Raw genomic sequence first — 15,655 nt, forward strand, 5'->3', positions numbered from 1 at the left:
ACACCGCTTCCGGGGGTCGGCGCTGTGAGGACTCTCAGGGTGGGACCCGCCAAGGATCAGCGAGTGCCCGTTTCGGGCGGCGGCCCGGCGCGCGCGGAGGCGCTCGCGGTGAGGGCTCCGAAGGTCGCCGAGACCGTCACCGTGGCCACGAGACCGTCGACGTCGCAGGCCGCGAGCGATGCTCCCCCGGCTTGTGCGACGTCGGCGGCCCGCTCGCACGGAACGCCTCGAGAGGCTCCGGATGCCGCATCCGCCGCCGCGAGAGCCGCGGCATCCGCGGCCCCCGCCAGGCGCTGCCCCGTCACGGCCGCCGCGCTGACGGTGGTGAGACCCAGCACGAGCGCCGCGCAGCCCGCGACGATCCCCACGGCGAGCCCCGTGCCCGCCATCACAGGCCTCCCGCGAGCGCGCACGACCGGGCCGAGATCGTCACGGCGGCGATGCCGGCGGGCGCCGTCGCCGTGACGCATACGAGGTCGCCCGTCCGTTCGACGGCGGCGCTCGCCCCGGCGACAGCGGCGGAGACGACGCGGCCGGCGGCCTCGGTCGGCTCGCCGCGCGCGACGACCCGTGCGGCGTCGGCCGCGGCATCCTGAAGCCTGACGTTGCGTGCCCCCGCGGCGAGCGCGCCGACCCCGAAGAGGAGGACGAGCGCCACCGCGGGGAAGGCGACGGCGAACTCGGCGACGACGGATCCGCGGTCGCCGCCGAGCCGACGGACGATCATGCGACGGTGAGTGCCCGCCGGACGAGATCCGTGAGGATGCCGCGCACTTCGTCCGAGCGCATGATCACGACGAGCAGTCCCGCGAAGGCGACGGCCGCCATGGTCGCGATCGCGTACTCGGCGGTCGCGGCGCCCGTGTCGTCGGTGAACAGGTGCGACGCGCGACGGCGCGTGAGCCGGGGAATCGAGCGCGTGCGCCGGGGAATCGACATGAGGTACTCCTTCTATCTATGTGGGCACGGTCTGGGGTCGGTGCGATCTGCGGTCGGGTGCGTCACTCGGGTGCGCGGCGCGGCTCGCTCACAGCGAGATCGACATCGTGGACATGACGCTCAAGAGCATCGGGGCGACGCCGAGGAGCAGGAACGCGGGCAGTGTGCACACGCCGAGCGGCACGAGCAGGCGCGACGAGAGCCGCGCGGCTCGGAGACGCCCGTCGATCCGGGCGCGGTGCCGCGCGAGTGCCGCAGCAGCCTTGAGCAGCTCGATCGCGGGGATCCCGGCACGCTGCGAGAGGTGCAGCACCTCTTCGACCGCGGCGTCGGGCGCTGGGCCGCCGGAGCGGGCCACGACTTCTCTCGCGCGGTCGAGCGAGACGCCGCCCGCGACGGCGATCGCGAGCAGCTCGGCCGCCAGCCCGGGAGTGCCGGGCGCGGGAGCCGCGCGCCGCACAAGGGCCGCCGTCCACCGATGCGCGACGAGCACGAGCGCGATGCCCGCCGCGAGGCACGCGATCCCGAGCGGGTTGGTGACGAGGGTGACCGCCGTGTCGAACCCGAGCGCCGCACCGAGGGCGATCGCGACGAGGGGCAGCCAGGCCATGAGCCGCGCCGTCCCCGCCGGTTCCGCGAGTGCCAACCGCGCGTCATCGGCCGCCTCCTGCGCGTCGCGCAGCGCCCCCGCTATGGCGCGGAGCGAGTCGGACAGGGGCGCGCCGACGGTCGTCGCGATCGCCCAGGCGGCCGCGACATCGCGCCATGCCCCGCCTTGCACGGCGATCGCCTCGACGAGGCTCCGCTCCGCGGCATCCCGATGCACGCGCGCCGCGATCGGTTCGCCCGTCTCGGCCGCGATCTGCCACGCGCGGGCGGGCGCCATGCCGGACTGCAGCAGCACAGCGAGGCGCAGCACGGCGTCCGCCGCCTCGTCGGCGGACGGCGCTGAGGATCGTCGGCGCATCACACGTCCTGCTCGATCGTGAGCCGACCGGCTGCGTCGAGGGCGGGGTGGCCGATCGCCGCGAGCCGGCGCGCCCCGTCGGCATCGCGGGCGACGTGGAGCACTACGCCGATCGCACTCACGACCTGACGCGCGAGCGCGCGGTCGTCGAGCCCGGCGAGCGCGCCGAGGGACTCGAGTCGCGCGGCGACTTCGTGCAAGCCGTTCGCGTGCAGCGTCCCGGCACCGCCGTCGTGGCCCGTGTTGAGCGCCGACAGCAGCTCACGCACCTCCTCGCCGCGACACTCCCCCACGACGAGCCGATCCGGTCGCATCCGCAGCGCCTCGCGGACGAGCCGCGCGAGCCCGATGCCGCCGGCGCCCTCGAGATTGGGCTGTCGCGCCTCGAGGCGCACGTGGTGGGGATGCGCGATGCGCAGCTCGGCGACATCCTCGATCGTGACGATCCGGTCGGTGCGCGCCGCGTGCCCGAGCAGCGCCGCGAGCAGCGTCGTCTTGCCCGCGCCCGCCGCGCCCGTCACGAGGAGATTCTCGCGCCGCTCGACGGCGGACTCGAGCCGACTCCGGGTGTGCGCATCGAACATTCCGGAGGCCTCGAGCTCGTCGAGCGTCGGAACGCCGGGCTGCGGCACCCGGATGGAGATCGCGGTGCCCGAGGGCGCGACGGGCGGCAGGACGGCGTGCACCCGGATGCCGCCTTCGAGGCGCACATCGACGCAGGCGGAGGCGTCGTCGAGATGACGACCGCCGAGTCCGATGAGTGCGACGGCGAGCGCGCGGACGTCCTCTTCCGTCGCTCGCCACCCGGAGGCGCGCTCCGCTCCCCTGCCGCGGTCGACGAAGAGTCCGTCCGAGCCGTTGACGAAGAGGTCGGTCACGGCCGGGTCAGCGAGGAAGGGTGCGAGCGTGTCGAGCGCGGGATGGTCCGGCACGACCCGCGCGCGGGGCGAGGCGATCCGCTCCCCCGCCGCGACGGGAGCGGCATCCGCTGCCGACGCCGAAGGGACGAAGCGCGAACGGGTCTCCGCGCCCGAGGAGGAGAAGGAGGCAGACGTCGGCGTCGCGACGCGCGTCGCGCGCACCCCGTCACGGGGCTGGACGACGAACGGCTCGGGCATGCGTCGACGCTAGAAGCGCGCACCCATTCCGGCGACGGCATCCATCGACGCGGTGGAAGGCTCGTCGGCCTCGAAGGGGTGGGGAGGAGAGGCGCTTCGCCGGGGCTGCGGGAGCCGAAGTGAAAAAGGGCGGCATCCCATGGGGGGAATGGGATGCCGCCACAAGCGACACCGCACTTCGGGGGGTGATTCGGGTGCCGCAATGCCAGAACCAAGTTCGGCCGTGGATGAGCATACGCAACGAGGCGCAACGTTCCAAACAAAACGGGCGAGTTCGAGGTGATATATCGGGAGCGGTCCCACGGATGGCGGCCACCCACTATCGGAGCCACCCACTATCGGAGGTAGTGACCGCACGGCCCCGTGGGTAGATTGCTTGCGGCATCCCTCTCTCAGGAAATCCGTAAAGCCCGCAAAGGAGCGCGCCCCATGAGCAGCCAGATCGACCACCTCCTCGACGAGACCCGTCGATTCGCGCCGCCCGCCGAATTCGCGGAGGGCGCCGTCGGCACGGCGGAGCTGTACACGCAGGCCCGCGGCGATCTCGAGGGGTTCTGGGGCGACAGGGCGCGCGACCTGCTGCACTGGCACAAGCCCTTCACGCAGGTGCTCGACTGGACGAACCCGCCTTTCGCGAAGTGGTTCGCCGACGGCGAGCTCAACGTCTCGTACAACTGCCTCGACCGCCACGTCGAGGCAGGCAACGGCGACCGCGTCGCGCTGCTGTGGGAGGGCGAGCCCGGCGACGAGCGCCGGGTGACCTACGCCGAACTGACCGACGAGGTGAAGCGGCTCGCGAACGTCCTCGAGGGGCTCGGCATCGGCGTGGGCGACCGCGTCGCCATCTACCTTCCGATGATCCCCGAGGCGATCGCCGCGATGCTGGCCGTGGTGCGGATCGGCGCGATCCACTCCGTCGTCTTCGGCGGCTTCTCGGCCGACAGCCTGCGCTCGCGCATCGACGACGCCGGTGCCAAGCTCGTCATCACCGCAGACGGCGGCTACCGCAAGGGCAAGGTCTCGCCGCTCAAGCCCGCCGTCGACCTCGCGCTGGCCGACCGCAACGGATCGGGCCCGCAGGAGACCGTGGAGAACGTCCTCGTCGTCCGCCGCGGCGGCAACGACGTCGACTGGACGGAAGGCCGCGACCTGTGGTGGCACGACGTGGTCCCGCAGGCGTCCGGCGAGCACGAGGCGCAGTCGTTCCCGGCCGAGAACCCGCTGTTCATCCTCTATACGTCCGGCACGACGGGCAAGCCCAAGGGCATCCTGCACACCTCAGGGGGCTACCTGACGCAGGCGACCTTCACCAACAAGGTCGTCCACGACATCCACCCCGAGACCGACGTCTACTGGTGCACCGCCGACATCGGCTGGGTGACAGGGCACACCTACGTCACGTACGGGCCGCTCGCGAACGGCGCGACGCAGGTTCTCTACGAGGGCACCCCCGACACCCCGCACCCGGGGCGCTGGTGGGAGGTCGTCGAGAAGTACGGCGTGACGATCCTCTACACGGCGCCGACCGCGATCCGGTCGTTCATGAAGCTCGGCCGCGCGATCCCGAAGAAGTTCGACCTGTCGTCGCTGCGGCTGCTCGGCTCGGTGGGCGAGCCCATCAACCCCGAGGCGTGGATGTGGTATCGCAAGATCATCGGCGGCAAGGCGGCGCCGATCGTCGACACGTGGTGGCAGACCGAGACGGGCGCGATCATGATCTCCGCCCTGCCGGGCGTGACGGAGACCAAGCCCGGCAGCGCGCAGGTGCCGATCCCGGGCGTCGCTGTCGACGTCGTCGACGAGGACGGCACCCACGTCGGCAACGGCAACGGCGGCCTGCTCGTCGTGACCGAGCCGTGGCCGAGCATGCTGCGCGGCATCTGGGGCGACCCCGAGCGGTTCAAGGAGACCTACTGGGACAAGTTCCAGAAGCAGGGCTACTACTTCGCCGGTGACGGCGCGCGCCTCGACGACGACGGGGACGTGTGGCTGCTCGGCCGCGTCGACGACGTCATGAACGTGTCGGGCCACCGCCTCTCGACGACCGAGATCGAATCGGCACTCGTCGGCAACGAGGCGGTCGCCGAGGCCGCCGTGGTCGGAGCCTCGGACGAGACGACCGGCCAGGCCGTCGTCGCCTTCGTCATCGTCAAGCAGTCCTACCTCGCCGAGCACTCGGCGGAAGGCCTCGCGAACACCCTGCGGCTCTGGGTCGGCGAGCAGATCGGCCCGATCGCACGTCCTCGGGACGTCTATATCGTGGGCGAACTGCCCAAGACCCGCTCGGGCAAGATAATGCGCCGCCTGCTCCGCGACGTCGCGGAGGGCCGTGAGGTCGGCGACACGACGACCCTCGCCGACACCGCCGTCATGTCGGTGATCTCCGCGCAGGTCAAGTAGCCGGGAACGAGAAGGGGCGGATGCCGCGACACAGCTGTGTCGCGGCATCCGCCCCTCTTCATCAGGCGAAGACGTCACGCGAAGGTGAAGACGACCTCTACCTCGACGGGGCTGTCGAGCGGCAGGACGGGCACGCCGACGGCGGAGCGCGCGTGGCGGCCCTCCTCGCCGAAGATCTCGCCCAGGACGTCGCTCGCGCCGTTGATGACACCGGGCTGACCCGTGAACTCGGAGACGGATGCCACGAAGCCTGTGACCTTCAGGACGCCGGTGAGGCGGTCCACGCCGCCCACTGCCGCGGCCGCGGCCGCGACGGCGTTGAGCGCCGACTGGCGCGCGTATCCCTTCGCATCGGCCGCGGGGACGAGTCCGTCACCCTCGCCGACCTTGCCGGCCGCGGGCAGGGCGCCCTGCACCATGGGCAGCTGGCCCGCGGTGTAGACGAGGTCGCCGTGCGCCTTGGCGGGCACGTAGGCCGCGACGGGCGGGACGACGGCGGGCAGCTCGATGCCGAGCTCTGCGAGACGTTGCGAAACGGTCAAGGCTCAGGCCCCCTCGAACTGCTTGGCCGCGACGGCCGCGGCATCCAGTCCGGCATTCTGCGCCCCGTCGCCGACGGGGCGCTTGAAGTAGGCCACGAGCCCGCCTTCGGGTCCCGTCACGACCTGCACGAGCTCCCAGCCCTGCTTGCCCCAGTTGTTGAGGATCGCGGCGGTGTTGTGAATGAGAAGGGGCGTCGTGAGGTATTCCCACGTGGTCATCTGCGGCTCCGGCGGGGTCGAGGTGTGTGAACGGGGAAAGCCCTGATCGTGCGCAAAACACAGAACGACGCGCGCGGCGCCGTGAAGGGATCGCCCAGGTATCTCCCTTACGATCAACCCTATGCCTGATACGAAACGGACGGCTAGCGGTGTGCTCGGCGGACTCGCCGGCCTCGTTGGTCTGAGCGCTGTCGCCGGGGTCCTGGTCGCTGCGACAGTCACTCCCGCCATCGCATTGTCCGGAGCCGCGGCATCCAGCGCGATCACGATGTTCGACAATCTGCCGAGCGTGCTCGAGATCGACAAGCTCATGCTGCCGTCGACGCTGATCTACACCGACCCGAGCACGGGCCAGGAGACCGAGTGGACGCAGTTCTACGATCAGAACCGCTCCCCTGTCCAGTTCGAGGAGATCGCGCCCGTCATGTACGACGCGATCCTCTCGAGCGAGGATAAGAACTTCTACAAGCACGGCGGCATCGACCTCGTCGGCACCGCGAGTGCCGTCTATGACAACCTGCGTGGCACGGACAGCCGAGGCGGCTCGTCGATCAGCCAGCAGTACGTCAAGAACATCCTCGTACAGCGCTGCGAGTCCAACGCCAAGGCGGTGACCGAGGAGAAGGACGGCGAGACGGTCGTCGTCACGACCCTCGAGCAGGCGCTCGCCAACTGCTACACCGAGGCGACGACGGCTTCGGGTGACGAGGGCATCCAGCGCAAGCTGCAGGAGATGCGCTACGCGATCGCGCTCGAGCAGAAGTACTCGAAGCAGGAGATCCTGCTCGGCTACCTCAACATCGCGAGCTTCGGCGGCACGAACTACGGGGTCGACGCCGCTGCGCGCTACTACTTCGGTGTCGCCGCAAAGGATCTGTCTCTGGCACAATCGGCGGCTCTTGCCGGCATGGTGCAGAACCCGAACACGTACCGCATCGATATGAAGGGCGGCACGACGACCGACAAGGACGGCAACCCGCTCAATGGCGAGGCAGACGGCTATTCGCTGACGAAGGACCGTCAGGTCTACGTGCTCGACCGGCTTCTCGCTGACGGCAAGATCACGCAGGAGCAACACGACGCGGCCGTCGCGGAGCCGATCACCCCGGTGATCACGAAGCCGACGCGCGGCTGCGAGTCGACCGGCGGCGGTGCTTACTTCTGCCAGTACGTCGTCTCGATCATCAAGACAGACCCCGCCTTCGGCGCGACGCTCGACGAGCGGATGAAGGCGCTCCGTCAGGGCGGTCTGAAGATCTACACGACGATGGACCCTCGTGTGCAACAGGCCAGCGAAGCGGCCATGACGCAGTACACTCCGACCTCGATCGAGGGCATGGATTTCGGCTCGACCTCGGTGAGCCTTGAGGCGTCGACGGGCCGCATTCTCGGGATCGCGCAGAACACGAGGTTCAGCGAAGATGCGAGCGCCGCCGGCGACCCCAACATCTCGTCACTCGTGTACGCCGGCGACAGCAAGAACGGCGGCTCGATCGGGTTCCCTGCCGGCTCGACCTTCAAGCTGTTCACGCTGATCGACTGGCTCGAGAAGGGCAAGTCGCTCAACGAGACGCTGAACGGCGTCAACCACGTCTTCAAGCGCATGACCAACTCGTGCTACGGCGACTGGGTCAACACGTCGAACACCAAGATCGGGAACTACAACAACGTCGGCGGCTATGTCGGCACGCCGATGCGCTTCACGCGCGACTCCCTCAACTCGGGCTTCCTCGCGATGGCAGAGAAGCTCGACCTCTGCGACATCGCGAAGGTCGTCGAGAAGATGGGCGTCACCACCTTCGACATTGCTACCGGCGACGCTGTCCCGATCCAGATGCAGTACGCACCCAACGTCATCGGGTCCAGCAACGTCTCGCCCCTCGCGATGGCATCGGCGTACGCAACGGTCGCGAACAACGGCATCCGCTGCGAGCCGAAGGCGATTGACAAAGTTGTCGATCGCGACGGCCGCGAGTTCGCCCCGCAGAGGACGTGCACGCAGGTGCTCGATCCCGGGATCGCCGCCACGGCCGCCTATGCGCTGCAGGGCGTGATGGCGTCGGGCGGCACGGGCGCGCAGGGCAATCCCAACGACGGCACGCCGATGATCGGCAAGACGGGCACTCACGAGCAGTGGCAGACCTGGCTGGTCGAGTCGAGTTCGAAGGTCACGACGGCAGTTTGGGTCGGGAACGCGGAAGGCGAAGTGCCGCTGGCCAAGCAGTGGTACAAGGGCTTGACTCTCAACAATCTGCGCTATCCGATCAACAAGTCGATCATGAGCACTGTCAACGATCTGTACGGTGGCGACCGGTTTCCCGATGCCAAGCAGGAGCTGCTCCGTCAGGTGCTGACGGATCTGCCGAGCGTCGTCGGGCTTCCGGTCGATGAGGCTCAACGCCAGCTCGAGGCGGCCGGGTTCCAAGTCTCCGTCGGCGACGCTGTGGACTCTACTGAGGCTGCAGGCCTCGTCGCTTCCCAGAATCCGGGTGCTGGAAAAGTCGCGGGCGGCGCGGTGGTGACGATCAACCCCAGCAACGGGAACGGCGTGACCGTGCCCGCGGATGTCGCGGGGCGGTCTGTCAGCGAGGCGATCAGCTATCTGCGCTCCGCCGGCTTCGGCAACGTCCAACCCGGCAGCTGCACGCTGGAGGCTGGCGTCAAGGGCAACGGCCAGGCGACCGGCACCAACCCGCCGGGCGGCACGGTCGTCAACCGCAACGCGACGATCCTCGTCGACTACAAGAGCGAGCACTGCAACTAGTGGCGGCCTCCACCGCACGCACCGCCCTCACCGCGCTCGGCGCCGTGGGGGCGGTGGCCGCCGGGTCGGCGATCTGGGGCATCGGCATCGAGCGCTACCTCTTCACACTGCGCCGGCACACGCTGCGGGTCCTCCCCGAGGATGCCGCGCCCGTCAAGGTGCTGCACCTCTCGGACGCGCACATGGCGCCGTGGCAGCGCCGCAAGCAGGAGTGGATCGCGGCGCTCGCAGCGCTCGAGCCCGATCTCGTCGTCAACACGGGAGACAACCTCGGTCATGAGCAGGGACTGCGCGGCCTTCGACGCGCGTTCGACCCGCTGCGCGGCATCCCGGGCGTCTTCGTCCACGGATCCAACGACCACGCCGCTCCGTCGCCGCGCAACCCGCTCAAGTACTTCACGGGCCCGTCGAAGATCAAGGTCACGGCCGAGCCGCTCGACACGCAGGCGCTCGACGGGTATCTGACCGAGGACCTCGGCTGGACGCCGCTCAACAACGCCGTCGCCGCCCTCCAGGTCGCGGGGCTGCGCATCGACGCCTTCGGCGTGAGCGACGCGCACCGCCACTGGGACCGCCTCGACGCCCTGCCCGATCCTCTCGACGAGCTGCGCGACACGGGCGAGGCAGACCTCACGATCGGCGTCACGCATGCCCCCTACCGGCGAGTGCTGGACGGCTTCACATCGCTCGGCGCCGACGTCATCTTCGGCGGTCACACGCACGGCGGGCAGGTGCGCGTGCCGGGCTTCGGGGCGCTCGTGGCCAACTGCGACATCCCGCTCCGTCAGGCACGCGGACTCAGCGAGTGGTCGCACGGGCTGCGGACGGTTCCGCTGAACGTCAGCGCGGGGCTCGGGCATTCGATCTACGCGCCCGTGCGGTTCGCGTGCCGGCCGGAGGCGTCGCTCATCACCCTCCTTCCCGAGGCCTGATCCGGTGCCTCGGTTCGGAGCACGGCTCCCGATCGGGTAGACTCAGAGGGTTGTCGACGGGGTGTGGCGCAGCTTGGTAGCGCGCTTCGTTCGGGACGAAGAGGCCGCAGGTTCAAATCCTGTCACCCCGACAGCGAGGAGGCTCCACCGGTAGCGGTGGGGCCTTCTGCCGTATCAGGAACCGCCCCGGAGACAGGAGCACGCATGCCGCACCCCCGCCTCGTCGCGTTCGACCTCGACGACACCCTCGCGCCTTCCAAGAGCGCCATCGACCCGCGCATCGGCGATCTGCTCGTCGATCTCGCCGAGCGCGTCGATGTCGCGATCATCTCGGGCGGTCAGCTCGCCCAGTTCACGGCGCAGGTCGTCGACAGGCTTCCGGATGCCTCGGACGCGGCCCTCTCGCGCCTGCACCTGCTGCCCACATGCGGCACGCAGTACTACCGCATCACTCCCGACGGCGTCACGACGGTCTACGCGCGGGCGCTTACGGAGGACCAGAAGGCGCGCGCTCTCGCGGCCGTCGAGGGCGAGGCCCGCCGCCTCGGCCTGTGGGAGAGCGAGACGTGGGGCGACATCCTCGAGGACCGCGGATCGCAGATCACGTTCTCGGCCCTCGGCCAGCGCGCGCCCGTCGACGCGAAGTCGGCGTGGGACCCCACGGGTGAGAAGAAGAACGCGCTGCGCGCCGCCGTCGCCGACCTCCTCCCCGATCTCGAGGTGCGCTCGGGCGGGTCGACCTCGGTCGACATCACCGAGCGCGGCATCGACAAGGCCTTCGGCATGCGGCAGCTCGCCGAGCAGACCGGCATCCCGCTCGATGACATGCTCTTCGTCGGCGACCGGCTCGACCCGGACGGCAACGACTACCCCGTCCTCGCGATGGGCGTCGAGTGCCAGGCCGTCGACGGCTGGGAGGACACCGCCGAGTTCCTCGAGGGCCTCATCCCGACCCTTCCCGTCCCCGCTCAGGCGTGACGGAAGCACGACGGCCCCGCGGTTCTCCGCGGGGCCGTCGTCGTGCAGGGCGAGGGTCAGACCGTCCCGCGCATGCGGGGGCGGTGGCCCCGAACGCCGCCTGACGGGCACCTGTCGCGCCGCGCCGAGCGGGTGTAATCTCCATGCGAAACACGAACTCGATGATGGGGGTAATCACGGGGCATCGTCTTCGCGCCATTCGGTCGAGAGGAGAAATCACCATGCCACGGCGCGACGTCAGCAACATCATCCAGACGCAGGCACTCAAACGGGTTCAGAGCCTGAACCGCGACGACGTCCTCGCGTCTCTCAAAGAAGGCGGCATCACGTCGCTCGACGATCTCGTCGACAACGTGCTGGACTTCTATCGTGAGTCGGAGGGGTTCTCGGGCAATCCCGTCGCCTACGACACATTCATCTACACGCAGTTCGTCTACAAGGCCGCGCTGCAACTCGACTTCGACAAGAGCATCATCCTGGCGCAGCCCGACTGACGCCCCGTGACAGCTCTCACAGAACAGGAGATCGCCGACTCGGCATGGAGCTGGGTCGGCGATCGCCTTGCGCACTGGTCACCCTTTCACCTCGGTGACCAGTTCCACGTCTCGAAGGCGCAGCGCGTGCCGGAGCTCTCGATCGCCCTCCTCTCCCACCGCGAGAGCGGCCTGGGCGAGCATCCGATCTTTCCGCAGATCGTGGAGGCGCTCACCACGATCCGGGCCGACGCATCGCTCATGGACCGGCTGACGCGCTCCCCCCAGGAGTTCGCGATCTACCTCGACATCTATGCGCTGGGACGGATGCTGGGACCCGATGACCGCACCCTGCGGGCCGACCTGGAGCGCGCGCTGGCATGGGGCATCCCCGCGCAGTCGGAACGTCTTCCGCATCGCGAGATGGATGTGCGACTGTCGCTCGATTGGGCGGGCCTGGAGTGGAGCGAGGAGACCTGGGACCAGCTCATCGCGCGGTCGATCCTCGGCCGGCTGCCGGACATCGCTCACCTGGACGAACCCAACCTCTACGCCGTGACGCATGTCGTGCTCTTCGCGCACGCCTTCGGCCTGCCGGGCCCGTCGCCGTGGGGCATCGCACCGTCGCGACCGGTCGAGCGATTCCTGACCGGCGCCCTCGCGCGGACGATGCGGGAGCGCCACTGGGATCTGGTCGCCGAGTTCATCCTGTGCTGGGACCTGATCGGCCTGCCCTGGACACCGGCGTACGAGCTCGCCTGGCAGCATCTGCTCGAACAGCGCGACGACGCGGGGGCCTTTCCCGGTCCGCGAAGCGACACGCACGGCGTGCCGCCGCGCGAGGCCGACGACGAGGCGCTGTACGTCGCGCACCACTACCACACGACCCTCATGGTCGTCATGGTCTGCGCGCAGCGACGCAGGCGCCTGCTCGGGACCTCCCACACGCCGCCGCTCGCGTGGGAGCCCCGCGTCGTGCACGGCGACGGGACGTCGCTGCAGGCAGCGCTCGCCGCGGCAGACGCCGCCGGCAGCGCCACAGGAGAGCGCGACCCCTGGGGCGATGTCACAGCCACGGCAGAGGCCGGACCTTCGACCCAGCCGAATCGGGGGGCCGATCCTCCCGACCCCGATCCGCTCGTGGACGAGACGCTGGTGCTCGCGATCGAGGCGCTCGCCGACCCCGACCGTCGCTTCGCGCCCGCCCTCGCACAGCGCCTCGAAGCGGGCGGCGCAGCGGCGCTGCGGGACGAGGCATGGGTTCGGGACGCAGTCGAGGCGATCGCAGGATGCGAGTACCGCGAGGGGCGCCTCGGCATGGCCGCCCGTCTCTGGCGAGTGTGGCTCGAGTTCGACCCCGAGCCCGAGGCCCTCGAGCGCGTCACCGGCCTGCTCCTGCTGGCCCAGCGCCCTGACGGCCGCTTCGGCCGCTTCGGGCCGGAACGTCGCGAACTCGTCCGGCGCGGCATCCCGATCGATCCCGATCCGTTCGCGAGCCACTCCGCCGACGTGCTCCGCGCGCTGCGCGCGATCGCGCGCCGCGCGCAGCGCGTGAGCGGAGGCTAGGCCCGGGCGCGGGACGCGGCGGCCGCCGGCGCCTCGCTGAGCGCCGGTGAGACCGGCACGAGTCGCGTGAGCTGGGTCACGTGCCCCGGCTCGAGTTCCTCGAGCGATGCGACGCCGAGCAGCTGCATCGTGCGCTCGATCTCGCTGCGCAGGATCGCGATCGTGCGGTCGACGCCTTCGCGTCCGCCGGCCATGAGGCCGTAGAGGTAGGCGCGTCCGATCAGGGTGAATTTCGCGCCGAGCGCGATCGAGGCGACGATGTCGGCGCCGTTCATGATGCCCGTGTCGATCATGATCGTCGCGTCCTTGCCGACTTCGCGGACGACGTTCGGCAGCAGATGGAACGGGATCGGCGCGCGGTCGAGCTGACGGCCGCCGTGGTTGGACAGGATGATGCCGTCGACTCCGAGGTCGATGAGCCGCTTCGAATCCTCGACGTTCTGGACGCCCTTGATGACGATCTTGCCCGGCCAGATCTCGCGGATGACGGCGAGGTCCTCGTAGCTGATGGTCGGGTCCATCGCGGCGTTGAGCAGCTCACCGACCGTGCCGCCCGTCGTCGCGAGCGACGCGAACTCGAGCTTGGGCGTCGTGAGGAAGTCGTACCACCACCACGGCCGCGGGATCGCGTTGATGATCGTGCCGACCGTGAGCTGCGGCGGGATCGAGAAGCCGTTTCGCTTGTCGCGCAGACGGGCGCCCGCGACGGGCGTGTCGACGGTGAACATGAGGGTGTCGAAGCCGGCCTCGGCGGCGCGCTTGGCGAGCCCGTACGAAATCTCGCGATCGCGCATGACGTACAGCTGGAACCAATTGCGGCCGTGCGGGTTGGCCGCCTTGACGTCCTCGATCGAGGTCGTGCCGAGCGTCGAGAGCGTGAACGGGATGCCGGCGGCCGCCGCCGCGGACGCGCCCGCGATCTCGCCCTCGGTCTGCATGAGCCGCGTGAAGCCCGTCGGCGCGATGCCGAACGGCAGCGCCGAGAGGCCGCCGAGGATCGTCGTGGACATGTCTACGCGCTCGGCCGGTCGCAGGATCGACGGGTGGAACTCGACGTCCTCGAAGGCCTGGCGGGCACGGGTGAGCGACAGCTCGCCCTCCGCGGCGCCGTCCGTGTAGTCGAACGCGGCCTTGGGCGTGCGGCGCTTGGCGATCGAGCGCAGGTCGCCGATCGTGAGGGCGCCCTGCAGGCGCCGCTTCTTGCCGTTGAGCTCGGGCTTCTTGAACTTCATGAGCTCGAAGAGCTCGGAGGGGACGGGCAGCTGCCGGGTCACCATGGGAATGTATCCTTCCGTCAATCGCGGGTCAGGCCCGCAGCGGCGTAGAAGCCGGCGATGTGGTCGTGGACGAGGGAACGGGCGAGGTCGACCTCGCCCGCGTCGATGGCCGTCATGAGGTGGTTGTGCTCGCTGCGCAGGCGCGCGACCGCAGCATCCCAATCCGGAATCGTGCGCGCGCCCTTCTGCACATACGATTCGATCGCCGTGCGCAGGCCCCCCATCGAGGCGGAGACGACGGCGTTCCCGGATGCCTCGGCGAGGGCCAGGTGGAACTGGGCGTCGAGCGCGATGAACTCCTCGGCGTTGAGTGACGTGTCGTCCATCGCGGTGAGCGTCGCACGCGCGTCGGCGAGGTCGTGCGCGGACTCTACGGCGAGCCGGGCCACGACCCACTCCTCGAGCAGGAGACGCGTCGCGACGACGTCGGCGAGCGGGAAGCCCTGCGCCGCGACCTGGAGCCGCAGCAGCGCCGCGAGGCCGCCGCGCGGCGTGGAGACGATGATGGCGCCGGATGTCGGTCCCGAGCCCGTCCCCGTGCGGATGAGCCCCATGACTTCGAGCACGCGCAGCGCTTCGCGCACGCTGGAACGGCCGACGCCGAGGGTCGCGGCGAGCTCGCGCTCGGGGGGCAGCCGCTCGCCGGGGTTCAGCCGGCCTTCGAGCAGGTCGGATTCGATCTTCTCGAGCACGACCCGCCATGCTCGAGCCGGGGCGGGGGCGACGTCGTCGGCCACGGCAAACTCCTCAACGTTGTGGTCCGACCACAATACACGCGGTGGTCAGACCACGCAAACCGGAGGATTCCTCACACTGCTCTCAGCCGAGCCGACCGCCCGACGCGCGCAGGTAGTCCTCCGCGCACAGCGACTCGTACGTGACGCGCGCGGTCGAAAGCTCATCGATCGCGACCTGGTCGCCGTCGAAGACGAAGCGACCGCCGACGAGCCGCGCGTTGTAGATCGCCTTTCGGCCGCAGCGGCAGATGGTCTTGAGCTCCTCGAGCGAGTGCGCGAGCTCGAGGAGCCGCCGCGACCCGGGGAACGCCTGCGTCTGGAAGTCCGTCCGGATGCCGTAGGCGATCACCGGGATGCCCTCGAGCACGACGATCCGAAGGAGATCGTCGACCTGGTCGCGCGTGAGGAACTGAGCCTCGTCGATGAGCAGGCACGCGATGTCGACGGGATGCTCGTTCGACTCGGGCACGAGGGACGCGTCGGCGTCGCGTCGCACGCGGGCGCGGTGCTCCGCGAAGAGCGCTCGCACGTCGTCGTCCGGTGCGATGAGGAAGTCGACGGGACGGCTGACTCCGAGCCTCGACGAGATCTCGTCGGCGCCCTTCGTGTCGATCGCGGGCTTGGCCAGCAGGACGTGCTGTCCGCGCTCCTCGTAGTTGTAGGCGGCCTGCAGCATCGCCGTCGACTTGCCGGAGTTCATCGCCCCGTAGCGGAAGTAGAGCTTGGCCACCCAGCGAGTTTAG

General features: G+C 69.8%; 16 protein-coding genes and 1 tRNA gene. 7 read left to right on the forward strand and 10 right to left on the reverse strand.

What is annotated here, in order from left to right:
* Positions 1 to 56: 56 nt before the first annotated feature.
* From MJ607_RS02620 to MJ607_RS02640, 5 genes are all read right to left on the reverse strand, one after another.
* Entirely contained in the window at positions 57 to 389 is a 333-nt protein-coding gene (locus tag MJ607_RS02620; protein ID WP_243073985.1) for an Rv3654c family TadE-like protein, read from the reverse strand.
* Entirely contained in the window at positions 389 to 727 is a 339-nt protein-coding gene (locus MJ607_RS02625; protein ID WP_243073986.1) for a TadE family type IV pilus minor pilin, read from the reverse strand. The genes MJ607_RS02620 and MJ607_RS02625 overlap by 1 nt, the downstream gene beginning before the upstream one ends.
* Positions 724 to 939: a DUF4244 domain-containing protein gene (locus tag MJ607_RS02630; protein ID WP_243073987.1), complete on the reverse strand. Its 216-nt coding sequence runs from the start codon at positions 937 to 939 to the stop codon at positions 724 to 726. The genes MJ607_RS02625 and MJ607_RS02630 overlap by 4 nt, the downstream gene beginning before the upstream one ends.
* A gap of 88 nt (positions 940 to 1,027) precedes the next feature.
* The gene (locus tag MJ607_RS02635; RefSeq protein WP_243073988.1) at positions 1,028 to 1,906 is read right to left on the reverse strand and encodes a type II secretion system F family protein; all 879 of its coding nucleotides are present in this window, start codon (positions 1,904 to 1,906) and stop codon (positions 1,028 to 1,030) included.
* Positions 1,906 to 3,024 carry a TadA family conjugal transfer-associated ATPase gene (locus MJ607_RS02640; protein WP_243073989.1) on the reverse strand — a complete coding sequence of 373 codons (1,119 nt, stop codon included), beginning with the start codon at positions 3,022 to 3,024 and terminating at the stop codon, positions 1,906 to 1,908. The genes MJ607_RS02635 and MJ607_RS02640 overlap by 1 nt, the downstream gene beginning before the upstream one ends.
* A gap of 429 nt (positions 3,025 to 3,453) precedes the next feature.
* Here MJ607_RS02640 and acs point away from each other — a divergent pair, with 429 nt between their 5' ends.
* Positions 3,454 to 5,424 carry an acetate--CoA ligase gene (gene acs, locus MJ607_RS02645; protein ID WP_243073990.1) on the forward strand — a complete coding sequence of 657 codons (1,971 nt, stop codon included), beginning with the start codon at positions 3,454 to 3,456 and terminating at the stop codon, positions 5,422 to 5,424.
* Between the two features lie 74 nt (positions 5,425 to 5,498).
* Here the strand turns inward: acs and MJ607_RS02650 are convergent, their stop codons facing one another.
* Positions 5,499 to 5,966: a RidA family protein gene (locus MJ607_RS02650; protein WP_243073991.1), complete on the reverse strand. Its 468-nt coding sequence runs from the start codon at positions 5,964 to 5,966 to the stop codon at positions 5,499 to 5,501.
* Positions 5,967 to 5,969: 3 nt separating this feature from the next.
* Positions 5,970 to 6,185, reverse strand: a complete 216-nt coding sequence (locus MJ607_RS02655) for a DUF4177 domain-containing protein (RefSeq protein WP_243073992.1) — start codon at positions 6,183 to 6,185, stop codon at positions 5,970 to 5,972.
* 121 nt (positions 6,186 to 6,306) lie between these two features.
* On the opposite strand from MJ607_RS02655, the gene MJ607_RS02660 reads away from it, so the two are divergent.
* From MJ607_RS02660 to MJ607_RS02685, 6 genes are all read left to right on the forward strand, one after another.
* Positions 6,307 to 8,949 carry a transglycosylase domain-containing protein gene (locus MJ607_RS02660; protein ID WP_374238017.1) on the forward strand — a complete coding sequence of 881 codons (2,643 nt, stop codon included), beginning with the start codon at positions 6,307 to 6,309 and terminating at the stop codon, positions 8,947 to 8,949.
* Positions 8,949 to 9,881 (forward strand): metallophosphoesterase, encoded by a 933-nt coding sequence (locus MJ607_RS02665; protein WP_243073993.1) that lies wholly within the window; start codon positions 8,949 to 8,951, stop codon positions 9,879 to 9,881. The genes MJ607_RS02660 and MJ607_RS02665 overlap by 1 nt, the downstream gene beginning before the upstream one ends.
* Before the next feature lie 57 nt (positions 9,882 to 9,938).
* Positions 9,939 to 10,012: transfer RNA gene (locus MJ607_RS02670), tRNA-Pro, on the forward strand.
* 73 nt (positions 10,013 to 10,085) lie between these two features.
* Positions 10,086 to 10,859, forward strand: a complete 774-nt coding sequence (locus MJ607_RS02675; protein ID WP_243073994.1) for an HAD-IIB family hydrolase — start codon at positions 10,086 to 10,088, stop codon at positions 10,857 to 10,859.
* A gap of 221 nt (positions 10,860 to 11,080) precedes the next feature.
* A complete protein-coding gene (locus MJ607_RS02680) occupies positions 11,081 to 11,353 on the forward strand; it encodes a hypothetical protein (protein ID WP_243073995.1) in 273 nt (90 codons plus the stop codon).
* A gap of 6 nt (positions 11,354 to 11,359) precedes the next feature.
* Entirely contained in the window at positions 11,360 to 12,898 is a 1,539-nt protein-coding gene (locus tag MJ607_RS02685) for a hypothetical protein (RefSeq protein WP_243073996.1), read from the forward strand.
* Here the strand turns inward: MJ607_RS02685 and MJ607_RS02690 are convergent.
* From MJ607_RS02690 to MJ607_RS02700, 3 genes are all read right to left on the reverse strand, one after another.
* The gene (locus MJ607_RS02690; protein ID WP_243073997.1) at positions 12,895 to 14,175 is read right to left on the reverse strand and encodes an alpha-hydroxy acid oxidase; all 1,281 of its coding nucleotides are present in this window, start codon (positions 14,173 to 14,175) and stop codon (positions 12,895 to 12,897) included. The genes MJ607_RS02685 and MJ607_RS02690 overlap by 4 nt on opposite strands.
* Positions 14,176 to 14,192: 17 nt before the next feature.
* The gene (locus MJ607_RS02695; RefSeq protein WP_243073998.1) at positions 14,193 to 14,912 is read right to left on the reverse strand and encodes a FadR/GntR family transcriptional regulator; all 720 of its coding nucleotides are present in this window, start codon (positions 14,910 to 14,912) and stop codon (positions 14,193 to 14,195) included.
* Positions 14,913 to 14,994: 82 nt separating this feature from the next.
* The gene (locus MJ607_RS02700) at positions 14,995 to 15,642 is read right to left on the reverse strand and encodes a thymidine kinase (protein WP_243073999.1); all 648 of its coding nucleotides are present in this window, start codon (positions 15,640 to 15,642) and stop codon (positions 14,995 to 14,997) included.
* Positions 15,643 to 15,655: the final 13 nt, after the last annotated feature.

Source organism: Microbacterium sp. SS28, assembly GCF_022761035.1.
In the GTDB taxonomy this organism is placed as follows: Bacteria; Actinomycetota; Actinomycetes; order Actinomycetales; family Microbacteriaceae; genus Microbacterium.